Consider the following 25,551-nt stretch of genomic DNA (forward strand, 5'->3'; position numbering starts at 1 on the left):
CAACCGGCCGATGAGCCGCCGCAGCATGCTCAAGGCGCTGGCGGCCTCCTCCGTGGCCGTCGGTCTCGGCGCCGCGGTCGGCACCACCGCCGGTGCGGCTGTCGGCTCCATCCCCGGGGCCGCACCCTCCGGCGGCCGCAACCGCCTCGTCCCGCTGAACAAGCTCGGCATCATCCTGTACAGCGTCCGCGACAAGCTGAGCGGCGCCAACAGCATCGGCTTCCGTACGCTCTTCGAGGAGCTCGCCGCGATCGGCTACTCGGAGATCGAGTTCGCCGGCTACACGCAGGGCGGCGCCGGCGAGATCACCCCCGCGGAGATCCGTCAGCTCCTCGACGACAACGGCCTGCGGGCCGTGGGTGCCCACGTCAACCTCAACCCCTCGAACATCGACGAGCAGCTCGACATCGCCGAGACCCTCGGCATGCCGCACCTCGGCCAGGGTGGCGCCGTCACGAACAACAACACCGTCGCCGGGTGGGGACAGGCCGCCGACAACTGGAACCTCATGGGCGAGAAGGCCAAGGCCCGCGGCATCAAGCTGTACGCGCACAACCACGCGGGCGAGTTCGGTTTCCTCAGCGACGCGCCGAACACCCGCCGCTACGACTTCTTCATGGAGAACACCAACCCCGACTGGGTCTACCTCCAGATGGACGTCTACTGGGCCCACGTCGGTGCGCACCAGTTCCCCGGGTTCCGCCCCATCGACTACATCAACGCCAACCCGCGCCGATTCCCGCTCCTCCACCTCAAGGACGGAAAGGTCAACCCGGACGTCGGCAACGGGTACAACTACGTCGAGTTCGGGGTCGGCGACATCAACTTCCAGGAGTTCCTGTCCGCCACCCGCGACCGCGGCCAGCGCTTCGGCCTCTGGGAGCAGGACGACGCCTCCACCAACCCGGCGCCCGGGTACGAGCGCGACTCGCTGGGCAACGCCGCCCGCAGCTACGAAGCCATCGCCGCCCTCCGCGGCTGAGAAGGAGAGACCTGACATGATCCTCAAGCACTGGAAGACGCCGACCGCCGCGATCGCGGCTGCGGCTCTCGTCGCGATCGCCGCCCCGTCGGCGAGCGCGGCCATGACCGACTGCACCGACGACCTCGGCGACGCCACCATCTCCGGGGACCTCGTCGTCCCCGACGGCGCCACCTGCGTCCTCGGTGGGGCCACCGTCAACGGCAGCATCACCGTCGGCGCCGACGGCTGGCTCGACGCCACCTCGGTCACCGTCGACGGCGACGTCATCGGTATCGACACCTACGGCATCTCCCTCGACGGCACGTCCGTCAGCGGCGACGTCGTGTCCTACTCCGAGGGGCTGCGCGGCGGTTTCCTCTACCTCAACGACCTCGCGGTCGGCGGGAACGTCGAGGCCGGTGGCATCGACGTCGAGATCAACGACAGCTCGGTCGAGGGCTCCGTGTCCACGCTCGCCGCCAACTACGTCGACGTCCTGCGCACGAGCATCGAGGGCGACCTGTCCATCGACGGCAGCGGCTGGGGAGTGTCCCTCGCCGGCACGGTCGTCACCGGAAGCGTCGTCGTCAGCGGCAGCTCCCGCGACGTCCTCATCGGCGCCACCGCCGACGGCGGCGCGGACCAGTGGGGCAACACGGTGGGCGGCGACCTCACGCTCTCCGGCAACACCGCCAACCTCCAGGTCGCGGGCACGACCGTGCTCGGCGCCGTCGTCCTCGACGGCAACGAGCCGGCCGCGAACTTCGGTTCCGGCAACACCGCGGGCGCCGTCGACGGCGAGTACACCGGTTCCGCTCCGGCGGCCGGTCCCGCCGACGGCGACCAGTCCGTCGTCGTCGTCGTGCCCGAGCCCGACGCCGGTGAGTTCGTCTGGACGATCGACTCGACGAGCAACCTCGTCGACCTCGGTGTCGCGGTGGAGAACGGTGACCACTTCGTGGCCGACGGCACGCTCAACCCGGTCCGCGTGACCGACACCCGCATCGACGCCCCGCAGTGGTCGATCTCGGGTCAGGTCTCCGACTTCCGCGCCGGTGACGAGACCGTGTCGGGCAAGTACCTCGGCTGGACGCCGCAGGTGCTGGAGAACGACGGCGGCGCCGTCGCCGGCTCCCCGGTGGCCTCGGGCTTCGACGAGGGAGAGGGCCTGTCCGTCTCCCGCACGCTCGGCAGCGCGGACGCCGGTCACGAGCGCGGGTCGGCCCTCCTGGGCGCCGACCTCGAGCTCAAGCTCCCGGTGTCCGTCGAGTCGGGCACGTACAACGCGACGCTGACGCTCACCGCGCTCAGCTGACCCAGACCGGTGCCGCCCCGCCCGGGACCCACCCTCGGGCGGGGCGGCACCATCCACCTCGCACCACCCGTTGCACCCCGGAAGGACAGTCCCCATGGTCACCACCGAGAGCCGCCGCCTCCTCGCCACGCTGCTCGCGGCGCTCGCCGTCGTCGCCGTCGTCCTGCTCGGGTGGCCCGGACCCGCCTCCGCCACCACCGAGCCGGAGGAGGTGACGTGGGGGGTGAAGACCGCCGACAACGCGCACGGCGAGGCGCGGGCGAACTACCAGTACGAGCTCGCCCCCGGCCAGACCCTGGACGACGCCATCGTCGTCACCAACTACTCCGAGCGGGAGCTCACCGTCGCGGTGTACGCCGCCGACGGGTTCCTCAACGAGAGCGCCCAGCTCGACCTGCTGCCCGCCGGCACCCCCTCCGAGCACGTCGGCGCGTGGGTCACCCTCGCCGCCGACGAGGTGACCATCGGCGCCGGGGAGGCCGTGGAGATCGACTTCCGCCTCACCGTGCCGCCCAACGTCACCCCCGGGGACTACGCCGGCGGCATCGTCACCTCCCTCGGCCCGGCCGACGCCGGTGACGGGCTCAAGGTGGACCGGCGCCTGGGCGCGCGCCTCCACCTGCGCGTCGAGGGCGAGCTCGAACCGTCCCTGGGGATCAGCGACGTCGAGGTCGAGCACTCCGGCTCCTGGCTGCCCTGGGAGGCCGGGGTCGCCACCGTGACCTTCACACTGGAGAACACCGGCAACGTGCGGCTCAGCGGCCGGCACACGGTGAGCTTCTCCGGGCTGCTCGGCCTCGGGGGACGCAGCTCCGTCGTCGTCGACCTCGAGGAGATGCTGCCGGGGACCAGCTTCCAGCGCACCGTCGAGCTCGAGGGAGTGTGGCCGCTCGTGCGTACGACCGGCGCGGTCATGGCCGAGGGGGCACCGGTCGGCGTCGAACGCCTCATGCCGCTCGCCCGCGCCGAGTTCGCCGTGTGGACCCCGCCGTGGTCCGTGACGCTCGGCCTCGCCGCGCTCGCCGGGCTCGTCGTCCTCTCCCGCCTGCGGGCCCGCGCGCGCCGCCGGGCCGAGGACCGCCGCGTGGCCGCCGCCGTCGCCGAGGCCGTCGCCGGTGCAGGCCTCCCCGAGCCCACAGCCACCGCCCCCCGCTGACCCGGTCCCTCTCCTCCGTTACCGCCGAGCGCTGGATCGTGCGCGCCCGGTGGGCGGGCTAGGGTCGGCGGCGTGCCCGTCCCGCCGTTCATCACCGCCCTGCGCGAGCATGTGGGCCACGACCTGCTGTGGCTGCCCGGCGTCACCGGCGTCGTCCTCGACGCGCGTGACCGGGTCCTGCTCGTGCGTCGCTCCGACACCGGGCGGTGGGCCCTCGTCTCGGGGATCCTCGAGCCGGGGGAGCAGCCCGCCCTCGGCCTGCTCCGCGAGGTCACCGAGGAGACCGGCGTGCGCGCCGAGGTGCTCGCCCTCACGGCGGTCCGGGCGGGCGAGCCGGTGACCTACCCCAACGGCGACGTCGCCCAGTACCTCGACCTCACGTTCTGGTGCCGTCACCTCGACGGCGAGGCGCACGTCGCCGACGACGAGGCCACGGCCGTCGGCTGGTTCGAGCTCGACGCGCTGCCCGCCGACCTCACGCCGTCGTCCCGGCAGCGGCTCGCCGACACGCTGGCCTACCGCGCGGACCCGGCAGCGGGCCCGCGCCTCGAGCGGTGAGGTCGCCGGCCGGGCACCTCACGTGCCCGGCCGGCGTCACGCTCAGTCGGACAGGGCCGCGGCGACGGCGAGGGACAGCGCGCCCTGGAACGTCGTCTCGCGCTCCTCGGCGCTCATGTCCTGGGAGCTGTCGAGGAGGTGGTCGGAGACGGTGAGCACGGTCAGCGCCTGGCGCCCGAGCTCGGCCGCCACCCCGTACAGCGCGGCGGCCTCCATCTCCACGCCGAGCACGCCGTAGGCGCCCAGCGCCTCGGTCTGCCCGGGGACCTTGAGGTAGAAGTGGTCGCGGGAGACGATCGTGCCGACGTGGTAGTTCTCGATGCCCTTCTCGCGGGCGGCGCGCACGGCCGCCTCGGCGAGCTCGAAGGAGGCGACGGCGGAGTAGTTGATCCCCGGGATGCGGTGCTGGTTCATCGCCGAGTCGGTGTGGGCGCCGAGACCGACGAGGACGTCGCCGACCCGGACCTTGGGGGAGATGCCGCCCGCGGTGCCGACGCGGATGATGCGCTGGACGTCGTACTCGCGGAAGAGCTCGGTGGCGTAGATCGTCGCCGAGGGCTGGCCCATCCCCGAGCCCATGACGCTCAGCGGGCGCCCGTCCACCGTGCCGGTGAAGCCGAGCATGCCGCGCACGTCGTTGACGAGGCGGGCGTCGGGCATGAGCATCTCGGCGATGCGCTGGGCCCGCCGGGGGTCGCCCGGCATGAGGACCGCGGGGGCGAAGTCGCCGGGGGCTGCGGCGATGTGGGGGGTAGGCATGGGATCTCCTGGGACGGGGTACGGGGTGGGTTCATGCTGCCACGCGGGCACACCGGCGAGCCGGGACCCGATGTGTGGCCGGGCGCACACACGCCCGTCCGTGTGCGGCCTGTCCTGGACCGCCGTTAAAGTCGTCTGGTGACTCCCGCTGGTAACGCGACTTTCCGCTACTCCAACGCGGCCCTTCTCGCCGTCACGCACATCGAGGCGCCCGTGCGGGTGTCCTCGGCGCGATTCGAGGACGAGCTGGCGCCGACGCGCCGGCGGCTGCGCCTGCCCGACAACCTGCTCGAGCGGGTGTCCGGGGTGGTGGAACGGCGCTGGTGGGAGCCGGGGACACGGTTCGACGACCCGGCGATCGAGGCCGGCGCCAAGGCGCTCGCCGAGGCCGGGGTGGACCCCGCCCGGGTCGGGCTGCTCGTCAACACCTCCGTCACCCGCACCCACCTCGAGCCGTCCGTCGCGGTGCGCGTGCACCACGGGCTGTCGCTGCCGCCGTCGGCGGTGAACTTCGACATCACCAACGCGTGCCTCGGCTTCGTCAACGGCATCATGCTCGCCGCGACGATGGTCGACGCGGGCCAGATCGACTACGCCGTCATCGTCAACAGCGAGGACTCCCGCGGCACCCAGGAGACGACGCTGCGACGCCTGTCGCGCCCGGAGGTCACGCGCGAGGACTACCGCCGCGAGTTCGCCTCCCTCACCCTCGGCAGCGGCGCCGCGGCCGCCGTCATCGGTCGGGCCGACCTCCACCCCGGGGGCCACCGCGTCGTCGGCGGCGTCTCGCGGGCGGGCACCGAGCACCACGAGCTGTGCGTGGGCAGCCTGGACGGCATGTTCACCGACACCAAGGGCCTGCTCGACGGCGGTCTGCCGCTCGTCACCGCCGCGTTCACCGAGGCGAACAACGGCGCGGGCTTCCGGTGGTCGGACATGGACCGCTACGTCACCCACCAGATCTCCACGCCCTACACGAACGCGATCATCGAGGCGATCGACCTGCCCGCCGACCGGGTGCCGATCACCTTCGCCTACTGGGGCAACGTCGGACCGGCCTCGCTGCCGATGACGCTCGCGGCGCAGGCCGACTCGCTCGCACCGGGCGACCGGGTGCTGTGCATGGGGGTGGGGTCGGGCCTCAACACGGCGATGCTCGAGCTCGAGTGGTGAGCCTGCCGGGCCTGGAGGCGCGCTGGCGGCGTCACGTCACAGTGCCGGGCACGGGGGAGGACCCGCCGGTCACCTGGCACCTGCTCGACAACGAGCCGGACCTCACCGGCCCGCGGCGGGGCACGCTGCTCGCCGTCCACGGCAACCCGACGTGGTCCTACCTGTGGCGCGCGCTGCTGCCGGCCGCCGCCGCGCAGGGGTGGCGCGTCGTCGCCGTCGACCAGCTCGGGATGGGCTACTCCGAGCGTGACGGGCGGCTGCGGCGCCTGGGCGACCGGATCGCCGACCTCGGCGCGCTCACCGACACCCTCGGTCTCACCGGGCCGGTCGTCACCGTCGGCCACGACTGGGGCGGGGTCGTCTCGCTCGGCTGGGCCGTGGAGCACCCCGAGCTGCTCGCCGGCGTCGTCGTGACGAACACGGCCGTCCACCACGACGACTCCTCCCACATCCCTGCGCTCCTGCGCCTCGCCGGCCACCCGACCGTCCACGGCTGGGCGACGAGCGGGACCAGGACGTTCCTGCGCGCCACGCTCGCGCTGGCCTCCCCGCCGCTGGAGCCGGAGGTCCGCGCCGCCTACCTCGCGCCGTACGACGAGGACAGGCAGGCCGTCGCGGACTTCGTCGCCGACATCCCGGCCGGCCCGGACCATCCGAGCCGTCCCGCGCTCGACGCGGTGGCCGACGGCGTCGCCCGGCTCACCGTGCCCGCGCTCGTCCTCTGGGGCCCGCGCGACCCGGTGTTCCAGGGGCGTTACCTCGAGGACCTCCTGCGGCGCCTGCCGCACGCCGACGTCCACCGCTTCGAGGGCGCAGGCCACCTGCTCACCGAGGACGCCGACGTCGCCGGAACCGTCGTCGCCTGGCTCGACTCCCGCTTCCCCCGCGAAACCCCGCTCTTGAGCGAAACCCCGCTCTCGAGCGAAACCCCGCTGTCGGCGCAAGGGGTGGCGACCACATCCCGCGGCGACAGCCGACTTTCGCCCGACAGCCGAGTTGTGCGCGACAGCGGACTTTCGCCCGACAGCCGAGTTGTGCGCGACAGCGGGCTTTCGCGCGACAGGCGAGGTGGGCGCGCCAGCGGGGTTCTGGAGGACGACCGACCGCGGTCGCTCACGGCCGTGCTCGAGGACCGGCGGGAGGACGACAGCCCGGCCGTCGTCGCCCTGCACCCGGGCAGCACCGAGACCGTCACCTGGCGCGAGCTCGCCACCCGCGTGCGCCACCTCGCACTCGCCCTGCACGACTCCGGCGTGCGGCCCGGGCAGCGCGTCAGCCTGCTCATCACCCCGGGCGTCGACCTCACCACGGCGCTGTTCGCGTGCCTTCGGCTCGGCGCGGTCGCGGTCGTCGCCGACCAGGGCCTGGGCCTGCGCGGCATGAGCCGCGCGATCCGCGGCGCCGGACCGGACGTCGTCATCGGCATCGAGCGTGGCCTCGTCGGCGCGCGAATCATGGCCTGGCCCGGACGGCGCATCGCCGCCACCGAGCTGCCCGCTCCCGCCGCGCGCGCCCTGGGGGTGAGCGACACCCTGCCCCGCCTCCTCGCCCGCGGCGCCGGCCTCGAGCGGGCGGGCATCGCCCTGCCGCCCGAGCCGGACCTCGACGACGACGCCGCCATCCTCTTCACCTCCGGGTCCACCGGGCCGGCCAAGGGCGTGCGCTACAGCCACCGCGGCCTGTGCGGGATGCGCGACACCCTCGCCGCGACCTACGGGCTGGGCCCCGGGACGCCGTTCGTCGCCGGGTTCGCGCCGTTCGCGCTGCTCGGGACCGCGCTCGGCTCGCTCGCCGTCGTCCCGGACATGGACGTGACGGCGCCCGCGACGCTCACCGCCTCCGCGCTCGCCGACGCCGTCCGCGCCGGGGGAGCAGCGGCCGTCTTCACGTCGCCGAGCGCCCTGCGCAACGTCCTGGCCACGGCCGCGGACCTCACGGCCGAGCAGCGCGAGGCGCTCGCCGGGGTCAGCCTCTTCCTGTCCGCCGGCGCGCCGATCCCACCAGAGCTGCTCGCCCGCGTCGCGGAGGTCATGCCGGACGCGGATGCCCGCACGCCCTACGGGATGACCGAGGTGCTGCCGGTCACCGACATCGGCCTCGCCGAGATCCGCGACGCCCTCGCCGACGTCGGCACCGTCCCGGGCGCGGGCGGTGGCACGTGCGTCGGTCGCCCCGTCCCGGGCACCGAGGTGAGCATCGTCCCGCTCGACGACGACGGCGCCGCCACCGGCGAGCCGACCACCGCGCCGGGTGTCACCGGCGAGGTGCTCGTCGCCGCGCCACACCTCAAGCGCACCTACGACCGGCTGTGGGCGACCCAGCGGGCCAGTGCCGACCACGCCGGGCGCCACCGCACCGGCGACGTCGGGCACCTCGACGCGCGCGGGCGGCTGTGGGTCGAGGGCCGCCTGGCCCACGTCGTCACCGCGCCCGGCGGCGTCATCACCCCGGTGGCCGTGGAGCACGCGGCCGAGCGCGTGCCCGGCGTGCGCAGGGCCGCGGCCGTCGGTGTGGGACCGGCCGGTACCCAGCAGCTCGTCGTCGTCCTCGAGACCGACCCGGCGGTGGACCGGCGCTCGGGCTCGGCGCCCTCCCTCGCCACGCCTGGTCTCACGCGGGCCGTACGGCGCGCGGTCGGCGCCGACGTCGGCGTCCCGGTGTCCGCCGTGCTGCGCGTGCCGGAGCTGCCGACCGACGTGCGGCACAACGCGAAGATCGAACGCGGCCGCATCGCGCGCTGGGCCGAGCAGGCCCTCGCCGGCGGCCGGATGGGCCGGCCGTGAGCGGTGCCCGGGGGCACGGTGTGTCCCGCGGCCGACGGCACGCGGCCGCGACGGAGGAGCCGACCGGGCTGCGCGCCGTCGCCGGGGAGGAGCCGGCGCGGCTGCGGGTGCTCGTCACCGGCGCGAGCGGCATGCTCGGCCGGCGCACCGCCGAGCGGCTCGTCGCCGCCGGGCACGACGTGCGCACCTTCCAGCGCCGCCCCGCCGGCGTCCCCGGCGCGCACGACGCGCTGGGGTCGCTCACCGACCCCCGCGCCGTCGCCCGGGCCGTCGAGGGGCGCGACGCCGTCGTCCACCTCGCCGCCAAGGTGTCGGTGAGCGGGCCGCTGCGCGAGTTCGAGCAGGTCAACGTCGAGGGCACGCGCACGCTGCTCACCGCGGCCCGGATGGTCGGGGTGCGACGCTTCGTCCACGTGTCATCGCCGTCGGTCGCGCACACGGGCGGGTCGCTCGTCGGCGACGGCGCAGGTCCGGCCGAGCCGGAGCGGGCCCACGGGAGCTACGCGCGCACCAAGGCCGCCGCCGAGCTGCTCGCGCTCGCCGCCGACGACGCCGACCTTGCGGTCCTCGCCGTGCGCCCGCACCTCGTGTGGGGTCCGGGGGACACCCAGCTCGTCGCCCGCATCGTCGAGCGCGCGCGGGCGGGACGGCTGCCCCTGCTCGACCACGGCGCGGCGATGGTCGACTCCGTCTACGTCGACAACGCCGCGGACGCGCTGGTCGCCGCCCTGGAGCGGGCGCCCGAGGCGCACGGCCAGGCGCTCGTGGTGACGAACGGGGAGCCGCGCCCGGTGGGCGACCTCATCGCCGGGATCTGTCTCGCCGCGGGGGCGCCGCCGCCGGGCTGGCGGGTGCCGGCAGCGCTGGCCCGGGTGGCCGGCGGGCTCGTCGAGGCGGTGTGGGCCGTGCGCCCGGGCCACGACGAGCCGCCGATGACACGTTTCCTCGCCGAGCAGCTGTCCACCGCCCACTGGTTCGACCAGCGCCGCACGCGCGAGGTCCTCGGCTGGGAGCCCGCCGTGAGCCTGGACGAGGGCCTGGCCCGCCTCGCCGAGCACTACCGCGGCTGACCCGGCCGACCCGCCGGCGCGCCCGCTGCTGCGGGGCGCACAGCCTGTCTCGTCGGGCGCGACGGCCGGCTGTCGGCACAATGGGGCGCATGGTTCCCCTTCTCACGCTCAACGACGGCAGCCGCATCCCCGCCATCGGCCTCGGCACGTACCCGATGAAGGAGGACGCACCCACGGCGGTGCGCAGCGCCCTCGAGCTCGGCTACCGGCTCGTCGACACCGCGGCGAGCTATGGGAACGAGGAGGGTGTGGGGCGCGGCATCGCCGAGTCCGGCGTTCCGCGCGAGGAGATCGTCGTGACGACGAAGCTGCGCGGGCAGGACCAGGGCTACGAGTCCACCCTCCGCGCCTTCGAGACCTCCCGCCGCAAGCTCGGCGTCGAGTACGTCGACCTCTACCTCATCCACTGGCCGCTGCCGCGGGTCGACAAGTACGTCGACTCGTGGCGCGCGATGATCACGCTGCGCGAGGAGGGCGTCGTCCGCTCGATCGGCGTCTCGAACTTCTCCGCCGCCCATCTCGACCGGATCATCGCCGAGACCGACGTCGCCCCCGCGGTCAACCAGATCGAGCTGCACCCCTACTTCACCCAGCGCGACCTGCGCGCCGCCGACGCCGAGCGCACCGTGCTCACCCAGTCGTGGCGCCCGCTGGCCCGGGGTGCCGAGCTCCTCACCGAGCCGGTCATCGAGCAGATCGCGGGGCGGCACGACGTCGAGGTCTCCCAGGTGGTGCTCCGCTGGCACGTCCAGCTCGGTGTCCTGCCCATCCCGAAGTCCTCCAGCCCGGTGCGCCAGCGCTCGAACCTCGACGTCTTCGGGTTCGAGCTGAGCGAGTCGGAGATGGCGCAGATCAGCGCGCTGCACCGGGGGCGGCAGGGTGGGGACCCGGACGTCCACGAGGAGTTCTGAGCCCGCTTGTATCCTGGGCCGATGCCTGCAGCTCGCCTCGTCGCCTTCGACCTCGACGACACCCTCACCCCCTCGAAGTCCCCGATCTCCCCGGACATGGCGCAGGCACTGGCCGAGCTGCTCGCCGTCGTCCCGGTGTGCATCATCTCCGGCGGGCAGCTCGAGCAGTTCACCACCCAGGTCACCGACCGTCTCGACATCGACGACGACGCCCGCACCCGCCTGCACCTCATGCCCACGTGCGGCACGCGCTACTACCGGTTCACGGGCGGCGCGCTCGAGCAGGTCTACGCCCACGACCTCACGCCCCAGGAGCGCGCCGACGCCACGACCGCCGTCGAGGAGCAGGCCCGGCGCCTGGGCCTGTGGGAGGACGAGACGTGGGGCCCGGTCCTGGAGGACCGCGGCTCGCAGATCACGTTCTCCGCCCTCGGCCAGCGCGCCCCGCTCGAGGCCAAGCGCGCGTGGGACCCGACGGGGGAGAAGAAGGAGCGGCTACGCGCCGCCGTCGCCCCCCTGCTGCCGGGCCTGGAGGTCCGCTCCGGTGGCTCGACGTCGGTGGACATCACCCGTAAGGGCGTGGACAAGGCCTACGGGATGACCCGCCTGGCCGAGCACACCGGCATCGACCTCGCCGACATGCTGTTCGTCGGTGACCGCCTGGACGAGGGCGGCAACGACTACCCGGTCAAGGCCCTCGGCGTCCCGTGCCTCGCGGTCTCCGGCGCGGAGGAGACCCCCGCCGTCGTCCGCCGCGTCGTCGCCGACATCACGGCGGCGACCGCCTGAGATCCGGAGCCGACCAGACGCCGGCCCCGGCCCGCGTTGCGGGCGGGCAGGAGCGGGAGCACCGTGGGGCCAGGTGCGGCGTCGGAGTCGTGACCCTGCTGCGGTGACGCCGTGGGCAGGGAGCGGTGTCGCCCCGCAGCGGTGACCCCACCCTGCGAACCGGGCAGGAGGCACGCCGTGGCCGTCGTCAACAACTCCGTCTACGTGGGCGGTGAGCGGATCGCGAGCCCGGACAGCCTCGCCGCGACGTACGAGCACCTCCGTGAGGGGAACGCGATGGCGTGGATCGCCATCGACGACCCGGACGAGCGCGAGGTGCACTCCCTGGGCGAGGCCTTCGACCTCCACGCGCTGCTCCTGGAGGACATGCTCACCGGCCACCAGCGGCCCAAGCTCGAACGCTACGACGGCGTCGTCTTCGTCGTGCTCACGACCACCACTCTCCACGACGCGACGGGCGAGCTCGTCGTCGGGGAGGTGCACGTCGTGCTGGGACCGCGCTTCGCGATCACGATCAGGCGCGCGCAGTCGCCGGACCTCGAGGTGACGCGGGCGCGGCTCGAGGGCGACCGCGAGCTGCTCGCCCTGGGGCCGAGCTCGGTGCTGTACGTCGTGGCCGACCAGGTCGTCGACGACCACGCCGGCGTCGTCGAAGGGCTGGACAACGACATCGACGACGTCGAGGACGACCTGTTCGCGGGCCGCGAGTCGGCCGAGCGCATCTACGCCCTCAGCCGTAGGGTCATGCAGCTCCAGCGGGCGACCCGGCCGCTGCCCGGCATCTTCGAGACGCTCGCGCGACGCCCGGACGACTACGGGGCGCCGCAGGGGCTGCGGGAGTACTTCCGCGACGTCGACGACCACGCCATCCACGTCCTGGACCGCGCCGACACGCTCCGCTCGCTCCTCGACAACGCGCTCAACGTCAACCTCGCCCACGTGGGCAAGGCGCAGAACGACGCGAGCCTGGCGCAGAACGACCAGATGAAGAAGATCTCCAGCTGGGCGGCGATCTTCTTCGCGCCGTCGCTGGTCGCGAGCATCTACGGCATGAACTTCCGCTACATGCCGGTGATCATCGAGTCGAGGTGGGGGTTCATCATGTCGCTGGTGATCATGGTGGCGGGCGGCGGCGTGCTCTACGTCATCTTCAAGTGGAACAAGTGGCTGTGAGCGGCGCGGGTCAGCCGGCGACCAGCGCCGGGCCGCGCTCGGCGGCGGCGACGAGGGCGGCGTAGTGCCCGCCCTGCGCGAGCAGGGTCTCGTGATCGCCGGTCTCGACGAGCCGGCCGCCGCATTGTTACCGACGTCGCTGGCCGTTGCTTGCCGCATCTGGCCGTTCTCGGTGTCAGATTCGTCAATCGCACAAAGCTCGCCTCGCTCGGGCAGTACCCTCGCAAGTATCAGAGGCGATGTGCTGTCTCTTGAGCACGCAGTGTTCATACACAGTTGGCGAGATGGGCGGTCGGTCTTGTTCGGTGGTCTGCGGATCTTCACGAGTAATGCTGAGTGGGTCGAAGTCCCGATACCCTCGCCCGTGATAAGCGGGACCGTCTACCACTACACGACTGGTGCTGGATTGCTCGGGATTGTAGGCCGTGGAGCGTTCTGGGCTTCGTCGCCACTCGCCATGAACGACCTGTCGGAAATCTCCTATGGTCTCGAAGTCTTGCGGCGAGTCTGGAATTCGTGGGATCGATCTACTCTTTCGGACGAGCAGTCCGTGGTTGGCGACAGAGTACTTAATTCTGCAAATCTCGACCGCCTCATCGACAGTCTCTACTTTTTCTGCGCCTGCGCAGACGGAGATGCTTTGAATCAATGGCAAGGGTATGCTGGGGATCGGGGATTTTCGATAGAGATCGACACTGCAGCGCATCTTGCCCCGTTGGACACTTCCGGCCAGGGTGATGCGGGCGGATTGTTTATGCATGTCGTTCCTGGCTGGTATCGGGTTATTTACGATCCGGCTGAGCAAGAGCGGCTGGTTCGAAAGGTCCTAGATTTCGCTCTCAGTGGAGGGGGTTATCGCGATGGTCGGCCCCTCGATTCTGGACACTTAGAGACCTTCCTGGGGACTGTAATTGCGCAGTTCAAGCACCCGTCGTTCAATGCTGAGCGAGAAGTGCGCTTTATTGCACTGCGTAGGGGGCCCGACCTTCCGGAGAGATTCCGTAGTGGACGCTCAGGGGTAATCCCATATGTGGAGCTTGTCTGCCCACCTGGTGAGGGGCGTCACCTCGTCAGTTATCCCGGCCAGGATCCTCCGGGCCCCCTTCCATTAAAGAGTCTAACTTGCGGACCAGCGGACGCGGCCGAGGCTGCGCTAATTGCGAGCGCTGCTAGCCGACTTATGGAGGCTCACGGATATGATGTGAGAGTCCATCGCTCACGTGTTCCATATCGGTTCTTCAGGATTTGAGGGCCCCGTGCCGGTCGACGTAGGCGCCTGACCTTCCGAAAGGCTTGTGCCTGGCATAAGAGTGCGGTGCTGCTTGGAAATTTAAGTCGCCTACTTGGAGTGTGGCCGTCGTTGACGGGGGAGCTGAGACCGCTGTCGCCGTGGGGTGGAGGCCGGTGGGCGATTGTGATCGTTGGTCGAGCGGTGAACTGGGGACGCTGTCCTTCCGGAGAGCCTCGGTTGTATGCGGAGGCGTGACTGCCGTGGTGTCACCCGGCGACGAGCGCCGGGCCGCGCTCGGCGGCGGCGACGAGGGCGGCGTAGTGCCCGCCCTGCGCGAGCAGGGTCTCGTGGTCGCCGACCTCGACGAGCCGGCCGCCGTCGACGACGGCGATGAGGTCGGCGTCGCGGACGGTGGAGAGCCGGTGGGCGATGGTGATCGTCGTGCGGCCGTGGCTGAGGACGTCGAGCGCCTCCTGGACGGCGTGCTCGGTGCGGGTGTCCAGCGCGCTGGTCGCCTCGTCCAGGACGAGGACGCGCGGGTCACGCAGCAGCGTGCGGGCGATGGCCAGGCGCTGCTTCTCCCCGCCGGAGAAGCGGTGCCCACGGGCGCCGACGACGGTGTCGTAGCCGGCGGGCAGCGCGGTGATGACGTCGTGCACCTGGGCGGCGCGGGCGGCGGCCTCGATCTCGGCGTCGCTGGCCTCCGGCCGCGCGTAGCGCAGGTTCTCGCGCACGGTCGTGTGGAGCAGGTAGGTCTCCTGGGAGACGACGCCGACCTGCCGGGCGAGGTCGGTGAGGCTGAGGTCGCGCAGGTCGACGCCGTCGAGCAGGACGCGGCCCTCCGTCGGGTCGTGGAGCCGGGCGACGAGACCGGCGATCGTCGTCTTCCCGGCGCCGGACTCCCCGACGAGCGCGAGCCGCGTGCCGGCGGGCACGTGCAGGTCCAGGCCGCTGACGGCGTCGGCGTCGGCGTCGGGGTAGCGGAAGGTGACGGCCTCGAAGGTGACGGCGCCCGGACCGGCCGCGGCGGGCAGGGTGACCGGCTCGGCCGGGTCGTCGATGTCCACCGGCAGGTCGAGGTACTCGAAGATGCGGCTGAACAGCGCGAGCGACGCGGTGACCTGGACGCCGGTGTTGAGCACGCCCATGATCGGGCGGAACAGCCCGGACTGGAGGGAGACGAAGGCGACGAGCGTCCCGATGCTCACGTCGCCGGAGCCGGGCAGGCCCGCGGCGAGGTAGATGAGGGCGGGGATCGCGGAGAAGATGATGCTCGTCGTCGCCATCCGCCAGCGCCCGGCGAGCTCGGAGCGCATCTCGAGGTCGACGAGCTCGGCGGAGGACTCGGCGAAGCGGCGGCGCAGCTCGGGGCCGGCGCCGAGGGTCTTGGCGAGCAGTGCCCCGCTGACCGACAGCGACTCCTCGACCTGGCCCTGCAGGTCGGCGAGCGCGCGCTGGCGGCGGGCGGTGAACTCGCGCCGCATGCGCGCCACCCGCCGGGTGAGCCAGATCGCCGGCGGCAGCACGACGAGAGAGAACAGCGAGAGCTGCCAGCTCAGGGCGACCATGGCGATGATGGTGCCGATCGCCGTCGTGACGTTCGCGGTGACCGCCGTCGCGGTGCCGGTGACGACCTGCTGCATCGAGCCGATGTCGTGGGTGAGGCGTGACTGGACCTCCCCGCCGCGGGTGCGGGTGAAGAAGGACATCGGCTGACGCTGGAGGTGGGTGAAGACGTCGGTGCGCAGGCGGTGCATGACGTCCTGCCCGACGGCGGTGGAGATCCACGTCTGGACGACGCCGAGCGCCGCGGACAGCACCGTGACGGCGAGCATCCCGGCGACGAGGGTGACGAGCAGCCGCAGGTCCCGGTCCGGCAGGGCGACGTCGATGACGTGGCGGGTGAGGAACGGGGTGGCCAGGCCGAGCGCCGAGCTCAGCGCGATGAGGCCGACGACGAGCAGCAGCCGGCGCCGGTGGGGCTTGAAGAGCGCGGCGATCCGGCCGAGGCTCACGGGGTGGGTGTCGAGCTGGGCGCGGTCGGCGGGGTCGAGCCGCGCGGGGCCGTGGGAACGGAAGGAGGGGCTGGACATGGGCCGTCCTCGCTTTCTGCCCGGTGATCGTCGCTGCGGTCCCGCCGCCGGCGGTCCAGGCGATAGGGAGGTTACCTCACTATGTGGGTGGCCCGCTACTGTGAGGTCCCGTGGACCGCGACAGTGACCTCAGCGACTCCCTCATGCAGGCGGGCCGTGCCCTGCGGCGACGCTGGTGGACGGCGCTGGAGGAGTGGGACGTCTCCCCGCACCAGGCGCGCGCGCTGCGCACCGTGTGCGTCCAGGGGGAGGCCCGGCTGAGCGAGATCGCCGCGAAGCTGCGCATCGCCCCGCGGTCGGCGACCGAGGTCGTCGACTCCCTCGAGCAGCGCGGCCTCGTCGAGCGGCGTCCCGACCCCGCCGACCGGCGGGCGGTGCTCGTCGTCGCCACCGACGCCGGCCGCGAGACCTACGCCGTCACCGACCACGCCCGGCACACGGCCGCCGCCGAGTTCTTCGGACGGCTCTCCGACCCCGAGCGCGAGCAGCTCGCCACCCTCCTGCATCGCCTCCTCGACTGACGCCGCCGGGCCTGCGGCGCCCTGGGCGGCACCTGCGCCGTACACCGGGAACACGCCCGGCGCCACCCACCCCTGCCGAGCGATTCCACTCGGTGGGGGCGGAGGAGGGGCGGCGTCGAGGCCGCGCGCGCCTTCGGTGTGGACTTCTGGACCCAGGAGGTCCGAAAGTCCACACCTAGTGCGGTCGACGTCGACCCTGGAAGGCCTACCCGCGCATCGCGCGGCGGACGAGAGCGAGGGCGGCGTCGACGTCGAGGCCGAGGTCACGCACCGTGCGCGCGTAGGTCGCCGCCGCGGCCTCCGCGGCCGCGCGGGCCTCCTCCCCGCCCCCGGCCGGCGCGGCGACGAACGTGCCGGCCCGGCCGCGCCCGACGAGCACGCCGTCCGCCTCGAGCTCCCGGTAGGCCCGTGCCACCGTGTTCGGGGCGATCCCGAGCTCCTCGGCGAGCCTGCGCACCGGCGGCAGGCGGTCACCGGGCCGCAGGCTGCCGTCGGCGACCTGCGCCGTCACCTGCGCGTGCAGCTGGGCGAAGGGCGGCTCGGGGGAGTCCGGGTCGACGCGCAGGGTCATGCCGTCACCTCGCGGTCGGCGCGGGGCAGGGGGGTGGTCATCGTCGTCTCCTTCGGCGGACGCGGCGGGTCAGGACGGGGTGAAGCGGTCGAGCAGCTCGCGCACCGCCGCCAGCCGCGGCACGCCCTCGACGCGGGCGAGGACGTCACCGTCCGCGGAGAGCAGGAGCACGGTGGGGGTCTCGGTGATCTCCAGGCGCTCAGCCAGCACCGGGTGGTGCGCGACGTCGAGGTCGACGTGCCGCACTCCCGGCGTCGTCCCCGCGACGCGGGCGAGCAGGCCCCGCGCGGCGCGGCAGGGTGCGCAGAAGCCCGAGGAGAGCTGGAGGAGCGTGGCGCGCTCGCCGAGCGGGCCGTCGAGCGCGTCCGCCGGGATCGAGGTGGCGGCCATCGCCCCCGATCCTCCCACGCCGCGCGGTGGCGACGTAGTGTGGTGGTGGCTCTCACCCCTACCCTCCGGAGGCCTCTTCGTGACCCGCCGACGTCCGCGCGCCCTCGTCCTCACCGGGGCGCTGTGCCTCGCGCTCGCCGCGTGCGCCGCGGACGTCCCCGCCGAGCAGGCCTCGCCCGCCGCCTCTCCCTCCCCGACCCCCGAGCCGGGTCCCGAGCAGGGCACCGTCCGCACCTCCGAGGCGGCGGCGACGGTCCTGCCCACCGGCGGGCTGGCCCTGGCCGCGAGCCAGACGTTCTTCGACCGCGCCCCGGTCGTCGTCCTCGCCGACGACGCCGATCCGGCCTCCCAGCTGCGCGCGAGCAGCGTGGCGCTCGCGGTCGGCGCGCCCGTCCTCCTCGACGACGACGGCGCCGCCCTCGCCACCGAGCTCGACCGGCTCGACGCCGGCTGGGTGCTCACCGTCGGCGACGCGACGCTCGAGGCGAGGCCCGGCGACGAAACCACGCCCGAGGCCACGCCCGACGCCGAGGACGCGACCGGCGACGTGGTCGTCGTGCCCGCGCCCGCGGACGACGCGGCCCTCGCCGACCTCCTCGGGACGACGGCCACCGAGCCGCTGCCCGCCGAGGCCGGCCGGGAGGTCGCCGCTCTCGCCGGGGTCGAGCGGGGGTCCTTCACCCCCCTGCAGGCGCCCGTCGCCGAAACGGCGCCGTCCGACCCCGCGACCGCCCCCGCCACTGCCGCGCCCGCGACCGAGCCCGAGACGCAGACCGCCGAGCTGCCCCGCCTCGAGCTGCCCGAGGCGCTGCCCTCGACCCTCGCCCTCACGACCGGGGACTCGACCGAGCTGCTCGCCGCCGCGACGGCACGCGCCGCGGGCGCGCACCTCGCCGTCGTCCCGGGCGGCGACCCCCGCGCGACGAGCGAGACGGTGGCGGCCGTGAGCGGAGCGGGTGCCGAGCACGTCGTCGGGCTCGGTGACGCCTTCGGCGACGCCGAGACGCTCGGCTGGCGCGCCGCGACCGCGGCGACCGGCGTCGAGCTGCCCGGCGGTGGCCAGCTCGTGTTCCCGGGCAAGCGCTACGTCGCCCTCTACGGCAGTCCGGTGACCCCGGCGCTCGGGGTGCTGGGGGAGCAGGGGACCCCCGAGACCGTGGCCCGCGCCGCGGAGCACGCGGCTGCCTACGACGGCCTCACCGAGGACACGGTCGTGCCGGCCTTGGAGATCATCGCGACCGTCGCCTCCGCCGGGCCGGGCACCGACGGCAACTACTCCACCGAGTGGCCGGCGGAGGACCTGCGCCCGCTCGTCGAGGCTGCCGGGGAGGCCGGCCAGTACGTCGTCCTCGACCTCCAGCCCGGCCGTGCGTCCTTCCTCGAACAGGCCCAGCAGTACGCCGACCTGCTCGCCCTGCCGCACGTCGGGCTGGCGCTGGACCCGGAGTGGAACCTCGGCCCCGACGAGGTGCACATGGTGCGCATCGGCTCGGTGAGCGCGGCCGAGGTCAACGAGGTCGTCGACTGGCTCGCCGACTTCACGCGCGAGCGGAACCTGCCGCAGAAGCTCCTCGTGCTCCACCAGTTCCAGGTACGGATGATCCAGACCGTCCCGGAGGTCGACCGCTCACGCTCCGAGCTCGCCGTGCTCGTCCACGCCGACGGCCAGGGCGGGCAGGGCGCCAAGCAGAGCACCTGGCGCACCCTGCACGAGCACGCCCCGGACATCGAGTGGTGGGGCTGGAAGAACTTCTACGACGAGGACTCCCCGATGCTCACGCCCGAGCAGACGATGAGCCAGGTGGACCCGGTCCCGCACTTCATCAGCTACCAGTAGGTCCGCAGACGCTCTGGCAGCACCCGAAATCCGTTGAGGTCGAGCACACGCGTGTGGCACGTTCTGCGTGCGCGAGGCTCGCGCGTCATCCGACGAAGGACCGACATGCCGCTGATCCCCGGAGAGCTGGACACGCACGTCTGGACCGAGGCCGTCGCACGTGACTACGACCGGTCCTCGGCCTGGATGTTCGACCCGGCAGTGCTCGACCCCACGGTCGACTTCCTCGCCGAGCAGGCACGGGGTGGGCGCGTGCTGGAGCTCGCGATCGGCACCGGTCGCGTCGCCCTGCCCCTCGCCGCCCGCGGGCTCGACGTCGCCGGCATCGAGCTGTCCCGGCCGATGCTCGACGAGCTGCGCCGCAAGCCCGGCGGGAGCGACCTCGCGGTCGTGCTCGGGGACATGGCGACGACCAGGGTCGAGGGGAGCTTCGCTCTCGTCTACGTCGTCTTCAACGCGATCACGAACCTCCTCACGCAGCAGGCCCAGCTCCGGTGCGTCGAGAACGCGGCGGCGCACCTCGCGCCCGGGGGTGCGTTCGTCGTGGAGGTGCTGGTGCCTCCGGTTCGGGGACTTCCGCCCGGCGAGACCTTCAAGCCGTTCCACGTCTCCGACGAGCACGTCGGGATCGACGAGCTCGACACCGTGAACCAGCTGCTCGTGTCGCACCACTACACGTTCCGCGACGGTTCGGGGAGCCGGTTCGACTCACCGCACCGCTACGTCTGGCCGAGCGAGCTCGATCTCATGGCCCATCACGCGGGCCTTTCGCTCGAGGGGCGCTGGGGCGACTGGGACCGCTCGCCGTTCACCGAGGACAGTGCCTCGCACGTCTCACTCTGGCGCAGGCCCTCGCGTCCCGGCACCCCTCAGCGCAGCACCCAGGACAGCGCCGACAGGACGACGTAGCCGACGGGCACAGGCAGCACCGTCCCCCACGCGCGGCGGGGGCGGGCGGGCGCGGCCGCGGCCGGCGCGAGCGGCGTCGTCACCGGGTCCTCGTCGAGCGCGCGCAGCAGCGCGACGGCGAGGGCGACGACGACGAGGAACAGCCCGAGGGTGACGACGGGGGCGGGCAGCGTGAGCACCGTGCCCAGCCCCAGCCGCCCGCCGGCGGCCGAGCCCGCCCCGGCGAGGGTGCCGAGGGCGAGCAGTGGTACGCCCACGCTCCACGGCCGCTGGACGATCGGGCGCAGGAGGAGGGGGAGGGTGAGCAGGAGGGCGAGGAACGCCGCGATCGACCCGAGCTGGACGGCGTTGTAGGTGAGCGCCTCGCCCCCGCCCCACGACGACGCCGCGGAGGTTCCGACGAGCAGCGCGAGCATCTGGGCGACCGAGAGGAGCGTGACCTGCCAGACGCCGGACGGGTCCGGCGCGTCCGCCTCGAGGAGCCGGCGGGCGTAGTCGGAAGGCTCGCCGAAGGCGTCCTGGGGCGTCTCGCCGGTCTCCGCGCAGTGCGCCTCGACCTCGGCGAGCCGTTCGCCGATGACCGGCCCGGGGACGTCCTCGAGGCGCAGCTCGACGACGAGGTCGTCGCACCATGCCTGGTGCTCCTTGACGAACGGGCGGTCCCACGCCTCCTGGGGGCGGGCGTCGCTGCTGGGGTTCACGGGGTGCTCCTCGACGTGTGGGCCGGGCGGGCCGGCGGGGCGGGCGGCGCGGACAGGTGCGCGCCGATGAGGGAGGTGAAGGCGTGCCACTGCGCCGTGCCCTGCTCGAGCTCGGCGCGCCCGGCTTCGGTGAGCGTGAAGTACTTGCGGCCGGGGCCGCCCTCGCCGGCCCGCCACTCGGTGGTGACCAGGCCGCTCTTCTCCAGCCGGGTGAGCAGCGGGTAGAGCGTGCCGCCCTTGATGTCGCCGAGCCCTGCCGCGGCGAGGTCGGCGCTGATCGCGTAGCCGTAGGTCGGCCCGGCGGAGACGGTGCGCAGCACGCACAGCTCGAGGACGCCACGCAGCCACTCGCTGCGGTGTACGGGCTCGCTCATGACTAGATAGTCGCACTAACTAGTCAGGCTGTCTACTGAGGGTCAGCGCAGCGGCGTGTGCTCCGGGTCGACGCGCTCGTCCTCCCGCACCGGCCCGGGCGTGGTGCCGTCCCCGAAGGGGCGCCCTCCCAGCGCCTCGCGCCCGTGCGGGGTGGTCCAGCCCGACAGGTCCGGCCCGACCGGGACGATCTGGGTGGGGTTGAGGTCGGTGTGGACGATGTAGTAGTGCTGCTTGATCTGCTCGAAGTCGACGGTGTCACCGAAGCCCGGCGTCTGGAACAGGTCGCGGGCGTAGCCCCACAGCGCCGGCATCGCGCTGAGCGTGTTCCGGTTGCACTTGAAGTGCCCGTGGTAGACGGGGTCGAAGCGCACGAGCGTGGTGAACAGGCGGACGTCGGCCTCGGTGATCGTGTCCCCGACGAGGTAGCGCTGGTCCGTCAGCCGCTCCTCCAGCCAGTCCAGCGCCGTCCACAGGCGGTCGTAGGCGCGCTCGTAGGCGCGCTGCGACCCGGCGAACCCGCAGCGGTAGACCCCGTTGTTCACCTCGGTGAACACGCGCCGGTTGACCGCGTCGATCTCCTCGCGCAGGTGCTCGGGGTAGAGGTCGGGAGCACCCTCGCGGTGGTGCTCGACCCACTCACCGGACAGGTCGAGGGTGATCTGGGCGTAGTCGTTGGTCACGACCTCGCCGGTGGGGACGTCGACGATCGCCGGCACGGTGATCCCGCGCGGGTAGTCGGGGAAGCGGGCGAAGTAGGCGTCCTGCAGGCGCTCGATGCCGAGCACCGGGTCACGCCCGTCGGGGTCGAGGTCGAAGGTCCACGAGCGGGCGTCGTGCGTGGGGCCCGGCGTCCCGAGGGAGATGGCGTCCTCGAGGCCGAGCAGGCGGCGCACGATGATCGTCCGGTTGGCCCACGGGCACGCCCGCGCCGCGACGAGCCGGTAGCGGCCCGGCTCCACCGGGTAGCCGTCCGCGCCGTCGCGGGTGATCCGGGTGGTGATGTAGTTCGTGTCCCGGGTGAACTCCTGACCCGTGGTCACGTAGCTGCCGGCCGTCGAGTGCTCCATACCCCCGACCGTATCCCGCCCGTCGCCCGGAGCACCGCGCGACCGTGCGCCCCGCACCGCGACCGTGCGCCCCTGACAACGGGCGCACGGTCGCACGAGCGGGCGCAGAGTCGGAGCCACGCCCGCACGGCCGCAGCGCGCGAGGGCTCGCCAGCCTCAGAAGCGCTCGGAGCGCTCGTGGACGCCGTGCTCGGCGGAGTACACCTCGGTGCCGGTGATGAGCACGCGCTGCACGCGGGAGAACACGTCGAGCGGGTCGCCGTCCCACACGACGACGTCGCCGTCCAGGCCGGGGCGCAGCGCACCGACCCGGTCGTCCAGGCCGAGGATCTGCGCGGGGTTGACGGTGAGCGCGCGCAGCGCGACGTCCCGGTCCAGGCCCTCCTTGACCGCGAGGGAGGCCTGGTGGACGAGGAAGTTGATCGGCACGACGGGAGCGTCGGTGGTGATCGCGACGAGCACCCCGGCCTCGGCGAGCCGGGCGAGGTTGGCGATGTCGCGGTCGCGCAGCTCGACCTTGGAGCGGCTGGTGAACATCGGACCGAAGATCACCGGGACGTTCTTCTCGGCCAGGACGTCGGCGATGCGCGCGCCGTCGGTGCCGTGGTTGACGACGAGCCGGTAGCCGAACTCCTCCGCGAGCCGGATCGCCGTGGCGATGTCGTCGTGGCGGTGGGTGTGCTGGTCCCAGATGAGCTCGCCGTCCAGGACGGCGGCGAGCGTCTCCAGCGTGAGGTCGCGGTCGAACGGCTTGCCCTCCGCCAGCGCGTGCTCCCGCCTGGCGCGGTAGTTCTCCGCGTCGACGAACGCGTCGCGGATGACCTTCGCGACCCCGAGCCGGGTCGAGGGGAGCGCCTTCTTGTCTCCGTAGACCCGCTTGGGGTTCTCCCCGAGCGCGGCCTTGACCGAGACACGCTCCCGGAAGACCTGCTCGTCCACGGTGCGCCCGCCCCACGTCTTCATCGCGACGGTCTGCCCGCCGATGGGGTTGCCCGACCCGGGCTTGACGACGGCGGCGGTGACCCCGCCGAGGAGTGCGTCGCGGAAGCCTTCCTCCTCGATGTTGATCCCGTCGACGGCGCGCAGGCCGGCACCGACCGGGTCGGTCATCTCGTTGACGTCCTGGCCCGCCCAGCCCTCGCCCTCCTCGTGCACGCCGAGGTGCGCGTGCGACTCGACGAATCCCGGCAGCACCCACGAGCCGCGCGCGTCGATGACCGGCACGCCGTCCGGGACGGCGACGTCGGCGCCGACCTCCCGGATGACGCCGTCGACGACGAGGACGGTCCCGCCCTCGATCGGCTCGCCGTCCACCGGGACGACGCGGCCGCCGACGACGGCGACGGAGCTGGTGCGGGTGCGGATGGGCTGGAATGAGGATGTCATGGTCCAGTCGTACCACCTGTCGTAGTGGCAGGCTGGGCGCAGGGGCGCAGCGGCGCCCCGGTGAGGAGGACACCATGTCTGCACCGGAGCAGGGCAGGGCGGACCGCGGGACGCCCACGGGACAGGGCGACGCCAAGAGCTCGCGGCCCGGGGGAGCGGCACCAGCGGCACGCCGGCCGGAGTCGGCGCGCAACCGCAACCGCCTGGGCTGGATCGCCGTGACCGTCGCGGGCCTGCTCACCGCGTGGCGCATCATCTACGCGATCACCGCGCCGAGCGTGGCGAACGTCGACGTCTACGAGTCCGTCGACCTGCTCCTCACCCTCGTGCTGGCCGTCGGGGCGATCGTGCTCGGGATCGTCGCGCTCGGCCAGCGGGTGTCGCCCCGCTGGCCGGCGGTCGCGGCGCTCGCCGTGGGGACCTACGCGTTCGTCCTCGGGGTGGCGAGCTGGATCGGGCGGCTCATGTACTGAGCCGCCGTCACCCGCGCCCGGCCTCCTGCAGCCGGTAGCGGGCGCGGATGCGCAGGGCGATGCCGCCGAGGATCGCGGCGAGGAAGGAGCCGAGCAGGACGCCGACGCGGGCGTGGCTGCCCTCGACGGAGCCCGGGTCGAAGGCGAGCTGGGCGATGAGCAGGGAGACGGTGAACCCGACGCCCGCGAGCAGGCTCATGCCGACCATGTCCTTGAGGTTGAGGCCCTTGCCGAGCACCAGCGGGGTGAGCGTGACGAGCAGCGCCGTCCCGCCCCAGATGCCGATGACCTTGCCGATCGGCAGCGCGACGGCGATGCCGACGGAGACCGGGTCGGTGAGGACGCCGAGCAGGCCGCCGGCGTCGACGACGTTGACGCCCGCCGCGAAGAACGCGAAGACCGGCAGCACGATGCCGGTGGAGATCCACCCGACCGAGCTGCTGAAGCGGTGGGTGAGCGGCTCGCTCTGACCGGCGCGCGCGGTGGCCGGGACGACCATGCCGAGGAGGACGCCCGCGATGGTCGCGTGGACGCCGGCGGCGTGCATGAGCGCCCAGGCGACGATGCCGAGGGGCAGGAGGATCCACCAGGCGGTGACGCCGCGGCGCACGAGAACGGCGAAGACGGCGACGGCGAGGAAGGTCCCGGCGAGCATGAGGTAGTTCAGCCCGCCGGCGAAGACGACGGCGATGATGACGATGCCGATGAGGTCGTCGACGACGGCGAGGGTGAGCAGGAAGGTGCGCAGCGCCGGTGGGAAGCCGCGCCCGAAGATGCCGAGCAGCGCGACGGCGAAGGCGATGTCGGTCGCGACCGGCACCGGCCAGCCCTGCCAGACGCCAGAGCCGGTGACGGCCTGGATGACGAGGTAGACGACGACCGGTCCGGCGACGCCGAAGAAGGCCGCGATGACCGGCACGGCGGCGGTTCGGATGTTGCGCAGCGAGCCGGAGACGAACTCCTCCTTGAGCTCGAGGCCGACGACGAAGAAGAAGATCGCGAGCAGGCCGTCCGACGCCCACGAGGCGAGCGAGAGGTCCAGGTGCAGGGAGGCGGGGCCGATGGTGATGTCGGAGAGCGAGGCGTACGCGTCGCGCCACGGGGAGTTGGCCCAGACGAGGGCGATGAGCGCCCCGGCGAGCAGGATCATGCCCGCGAACGTCTCGTTGCCCAGCCTCGCGCGGTACGAGGCGATGGGGCCGCGGCCTGCGGCGCTGGTGCTGGGCATCGGCGAGGCCTTTCTCACGTGCGTCGGCGGCTGCCGCGCTTCACTCTACGGGGAGGGGGAGGGACCGGCCGGGCGAGGACCTTCCGGTCAGGGTGGGGCAGCGGCGGTGGCGGCCACC

At 73.0% G+C, this 25,551-nt stretch carries 24 protein-coding genes; 15 read left to right on the plus strand and 9 right to left on the minus strand.

Annotated features, from left to right (window positions below; genetic code table 11):
* From FHE66_RS14925 to FHE66_RS14940, 4 genes are all read left to right on the plus strand, one after another.
* Positions 1–982 (plus strand): sugar phosphate isomerase/epimerase (locus tag FHE66_RS14925; protein ID WP_218013753.1); only part of this gene is annotated, 982 nt, incomplete at its 5' end.
* 16 nt (positions 983–998) lie between these two features.
* Positions 999–2,279: a hypothetical protein gene (locus FHE66_RS14930; protein ID WP_139073774.1), complete on the plus strand. Its 1,281-nt coding sequence runs from the start codon at positions 999–1,001 to the stop codon at positions 2,277–2,279.
* A gap of 94 nt (positions 2,280–2,373) precedes the next feature.
* Positions 2,374–3,435 carry a WxL protein peptidoglycan domain-containing protein gene (locus tag FHE66_RS14935; RefSeq protein WP_139073775.1) on the plus strand — a complete coding sequence of 354 codons (1,062 nt, stop codon included), beginning with the start codon at positions 2,374–2,376 and terminating at the stop codon, positions 3,433–3,435.
* A 72-nt stretch (positions 3,436–3,507) separates the two neighbouring features.
* Complete coding sequence (locus tag FHE66_RS14940) at positions 3,508–3,993, plus strand: NUDIX domain-containing protein (RefSeq protein WP_139073776.1); 486 nt, start codon at positions 3,508–3,510, stop codon at positions 3,991–3,993.
* Between the two features lie 42 nt (positions 3,994–4,035).
* On the opposite strand, the gene deoD is transcribed toward FHE66_RS14940, so the two are convergent.
* Positions 4,036–4,752 (minus strand): purine-nucleoside phosphorylase, encoded by a 717-nt coding sequence (gene deoD / locus FHE66_RS14945; RefSeq protein WP_139073777.1) that lies wholly within the window; start codon positions 4,750–4,752, stop codon positions 4,036–4,038.
* A gap of 138 nt (positions 4,753–4,890) precedes the next feature.
* Between deoD and FHE66_RS14950 the strand changes: the two genes are divergently transcribed.
* The 7 genes from FHE66_RS14950 to FHE66_RS16060 all read left to right on the plus strand — a co-directional run bounded on the left by FHE66_RS14950 (position 4,891) and on the right by FHE66_RS16060 (position 13,900).
* Positions 4,891–5,925, plus strand: coding sequence for a 3-oxoacyl-ACP synthase III (locus FHE66_RS14950; protein ID WP_139073778.1), 1,035 nt, complete (start codon positions 4,891–4,893; stop codon positions 5,923–5,925).
* The gene (locus FHE66_RS14955) at positions 5,922–8,708 is read left to right on the plus strand and encodes an alpha/beta fold hydrolase (protein WP_255303776.1); all 2,787 of its coding nucleotides are present in this window, start codon (positions 5,922–5,924) and stop codon (positions 8,706–8,708) included. The genes FHE66_RS14950 and FHE66_RS14955 overlap by 4 nt, the downstream gene beginning before the upstream one ends.
* Positions 8,709–8,809: 101 nt before the next feature.
* A complete protein-coding gene (locus FHE66_RS14960) occupies positions 8,810–9,778 on the plus strand; it encodes an NAD(P)-dependent oxidoreductase (protein ID WP_139073804.1) in 969 nt (322 codons plus the stop codon).
* Between the two features lie 89 nt (positions 9,779–9,867).
* Positions 9,868–10,689, plus strand: coding sequence for an aldo/keto reductase (locus FHE66_RS14965; protein ID WP_139073780.1), 822 nt, complete (start codon positions 9,868–9,870; stop codon positions 10,687–10,689).
* Between the two features lie 21 nt (positions 10,690–10,710).
* Complete coding sequence (locus FHE66_RS14970) at positions 10,711–11,478, plus strand: HAD-IIB family hydrolase (RefSeq protein WP_139073781.1); 768 nt, start codon at positions 10,711–10,713, stop codon at positions 11,476–11,478.
* Between the two features lie 177 nt (positions 11,479–11,655).
* Positions 11,656–12,651, plus strand: coding sequence for a magnesium and cobalt transport protein CorA (locus FHE66_RS14975; protein WP_139073782.1), 996 nt, complete (start codon positions 11,656–11,658; stop codon positions 12,649–12,651).
* Positions 12,652–13,108: 457 nt separating this feature from the next.
* Positions 13,109–13,900, plus strand: a complete 792-nt coding sequence (locus FHE66_RS16060) for a DUF2971 domain-containing protein (RefSeq protein ID WP_369692773.1) — start codon at positions 13,109–13,111, stop codon at positions 13,898–13,900.
* A 248-nt stretch (positions 13,901–14,148) separates the two neighbouring features.
* On the opposite strand, the gene FHE66_RS14985 is transcribed toward FHE66_RS16060, so the two are convergent.
* Entirely contained in the window at positions 14,149–15,975 is a 1,827-nt protein-coding gene (locus FHE66_RS14985) for an ABC transporter ATP-binding protein (RefSeq protein WP_139073784.1), read from the minus strand.
* Positions 15,976–16,085: 110 nt separating this feature from the next.
* Between FHE66_RS14985 and FHE66_RS14990 the strand changes: the two genes are divergently transcribed.
* Complete coding sequence (locus FHE66_RS14990; protein ID WP_255303778.1) at positions 16,086–16,496, plus strand: MarR family winged helix-turn-helix transcriptional regulator; 411 nt, start codon at positions 16,086–16,088, stop codon at positions 16,494–16,496.
* Between the two features lie 205 nt (positions 16,497–16,701).
* Here the strand turns inward: FHE66_RS14990 and FHE66_RS14995 are convergent, their stop codons facing one another.
* Together FHE66_RS14995 and FHE66_RS15000 are read right to left on the minus strand one after the other, a co-directional pair.
* Positions 16,702–17,067: a GntR family transcriptional regulator gene (locus FHE66_RS14995; RefSeq protein WP_139073785.1), complete on the minus strand. Its 366-nt coding sequence runs from the start codon at positions 17,065–17,067 to the stop codon at positions 16,702–16,704.
* A gap of 69 nt (positions 17,068–17,136) precedes the next feature.
* Positions 17,137–17,457, minus strand: a complete 321-nt coding sequence (locus FHE66_RS15000) for a thioredoxin family protein (protein WP_139073786.1) — start codon at positions 17,455–17,457, stop codon at positions 17,137–17,139.
* A gap of 79 nt (positions 17,458–17,536) precedes the next feature.
* Between FHE66_RS15000 and FHE66_RS15665 the strand changes: the two genes are divergently transcribed.
* Together FHE66_RS15665 and FHE66_RS15005 are read left to right on the plus strand one after the other, a co-directional pair.
* The gene (locus FHE66_RS15665; RefSeq protein ID WP_176554807.1) at positions 17,537–19,294 is read left to right on the plus strand and encodes a hypothetical protein; all 1,758 of its coding nucleotides are present in this window, start codon (positions 17,537–17,539) and stop codon (positions 19,292–19,294) included.
* 105 nt (positions 19,295–19,399) lie between these two features.
* Positions 19,400–20,203 carry a class I SAM-dependent methyltransferase gene (locus FHE66_RS15005; protein WP_139073787.1) on the plus strand — a complete coding sequence of 268 codons (804 nt, stop codon included), beginning with the start codon at positions 19,400–19,402 and terminating at the stop codon, positions 20,201–20,203.
* Here FHE66_RS15005 and FHE66_RS15010 read toward each other — a convergent pair.
* The 4 genes from FHE66_RS15010 to FHE66_RS15025 form a co-directional block, all read right to left on the minus strand.
* Positions 20,164–20,904 (minus strand): hypothetical protein, encoded by a 741-nt coding sequence (locus tag FHE66_RS15010; RefSeq protein ID WP_139073788.1) that lies wholly within the window; start codon positions 20,902–20,904, stop codon positions 20,164–20,166. The genes FHE66_RS15005 and FHE66_RS15010 overlap by 40 nt on opposite strands.
* On the minus strand, positions 20,901–21,278 hold the full coding sequence (locus FHE66_RS15015) for a PadR family transcriptional regulator (RefSeq protein ID WP_139073789.1): 378 nt from the start codon (positions 21,276–21,278) through the stop codon (positions 20,901–20,903). The genes FHE66_RS15010 and FHE66_RS15015 overlap by 4 nt, the downstream gene beginning before the upstream one ends.
* Before the next feature lie 42 nt (positions 21,279–21,320).
* Positions 21,321–22,346, minus strand: a complete 1,026-nt coding sequence (locus FHE66_RS15020) for a glutathione S-transferase family protein (RefSeq protein WP_139073790.1) — start codon at positions 22,344–22,346, stop codon at positions 21,321–21,323.
* A 156-nt stretch (positions 22,347–22,502) separates the two neighbouring features.
* On the minus strand, positions 22,503–23,732 hold the full coding sequence (locus tag FHE66_RS15025; RefSeq protein WP_139073791.1) for an amidohydrolase: 1,230 nt from the start codon (positions 23,730–23,732) through the stop codon (positions 22,503–22,505).
* A gap of 74 nt (positions 23,733–23,806) precedes the next feature.
* Between FHE66_RS15025 and FHE66_RS15030 the strand changes: the two genes are divergently transcribed.
* A complete protein-coding gene (locus FHE66_RS15030) occupies positions 23,807–24,205 on the plus strand; it encodes a hypothetical protein (RefSeq protein WP_139073792.1) in 399 nt (132 codons plus the stop codon).
* A gap of 7 nt (positions 24,206–24,212) precedes the next feature.
* Here FHE66_RS15030 and nhaA read toward each other — a convergent pair whose 3' ends face one another.
* Positions 24,213–25,433: a Na+/H+ antiporter NhaA gene (nhaA, locus tag FHE66_RS15035; RefSeq protein ID WP_139073793.1), complete on the minus strand. Its 1,221-nt coding sequence runs from the start codon at positions 25,431–25,433 to the stop codon at positions 24,213–24,215.
* Positions 25,434–25,551 lie beyond the last annotated feature (118 nt).

Source organism: Georgenia sp. 311, from assembly GCF_006151955.1.
Lineage (GTDB): Bacteria > Actinomycetota > Actinomycetes > Actinomycetales > Actinomycetaceae > Oceanitalea > Oceanitalea wutianyii.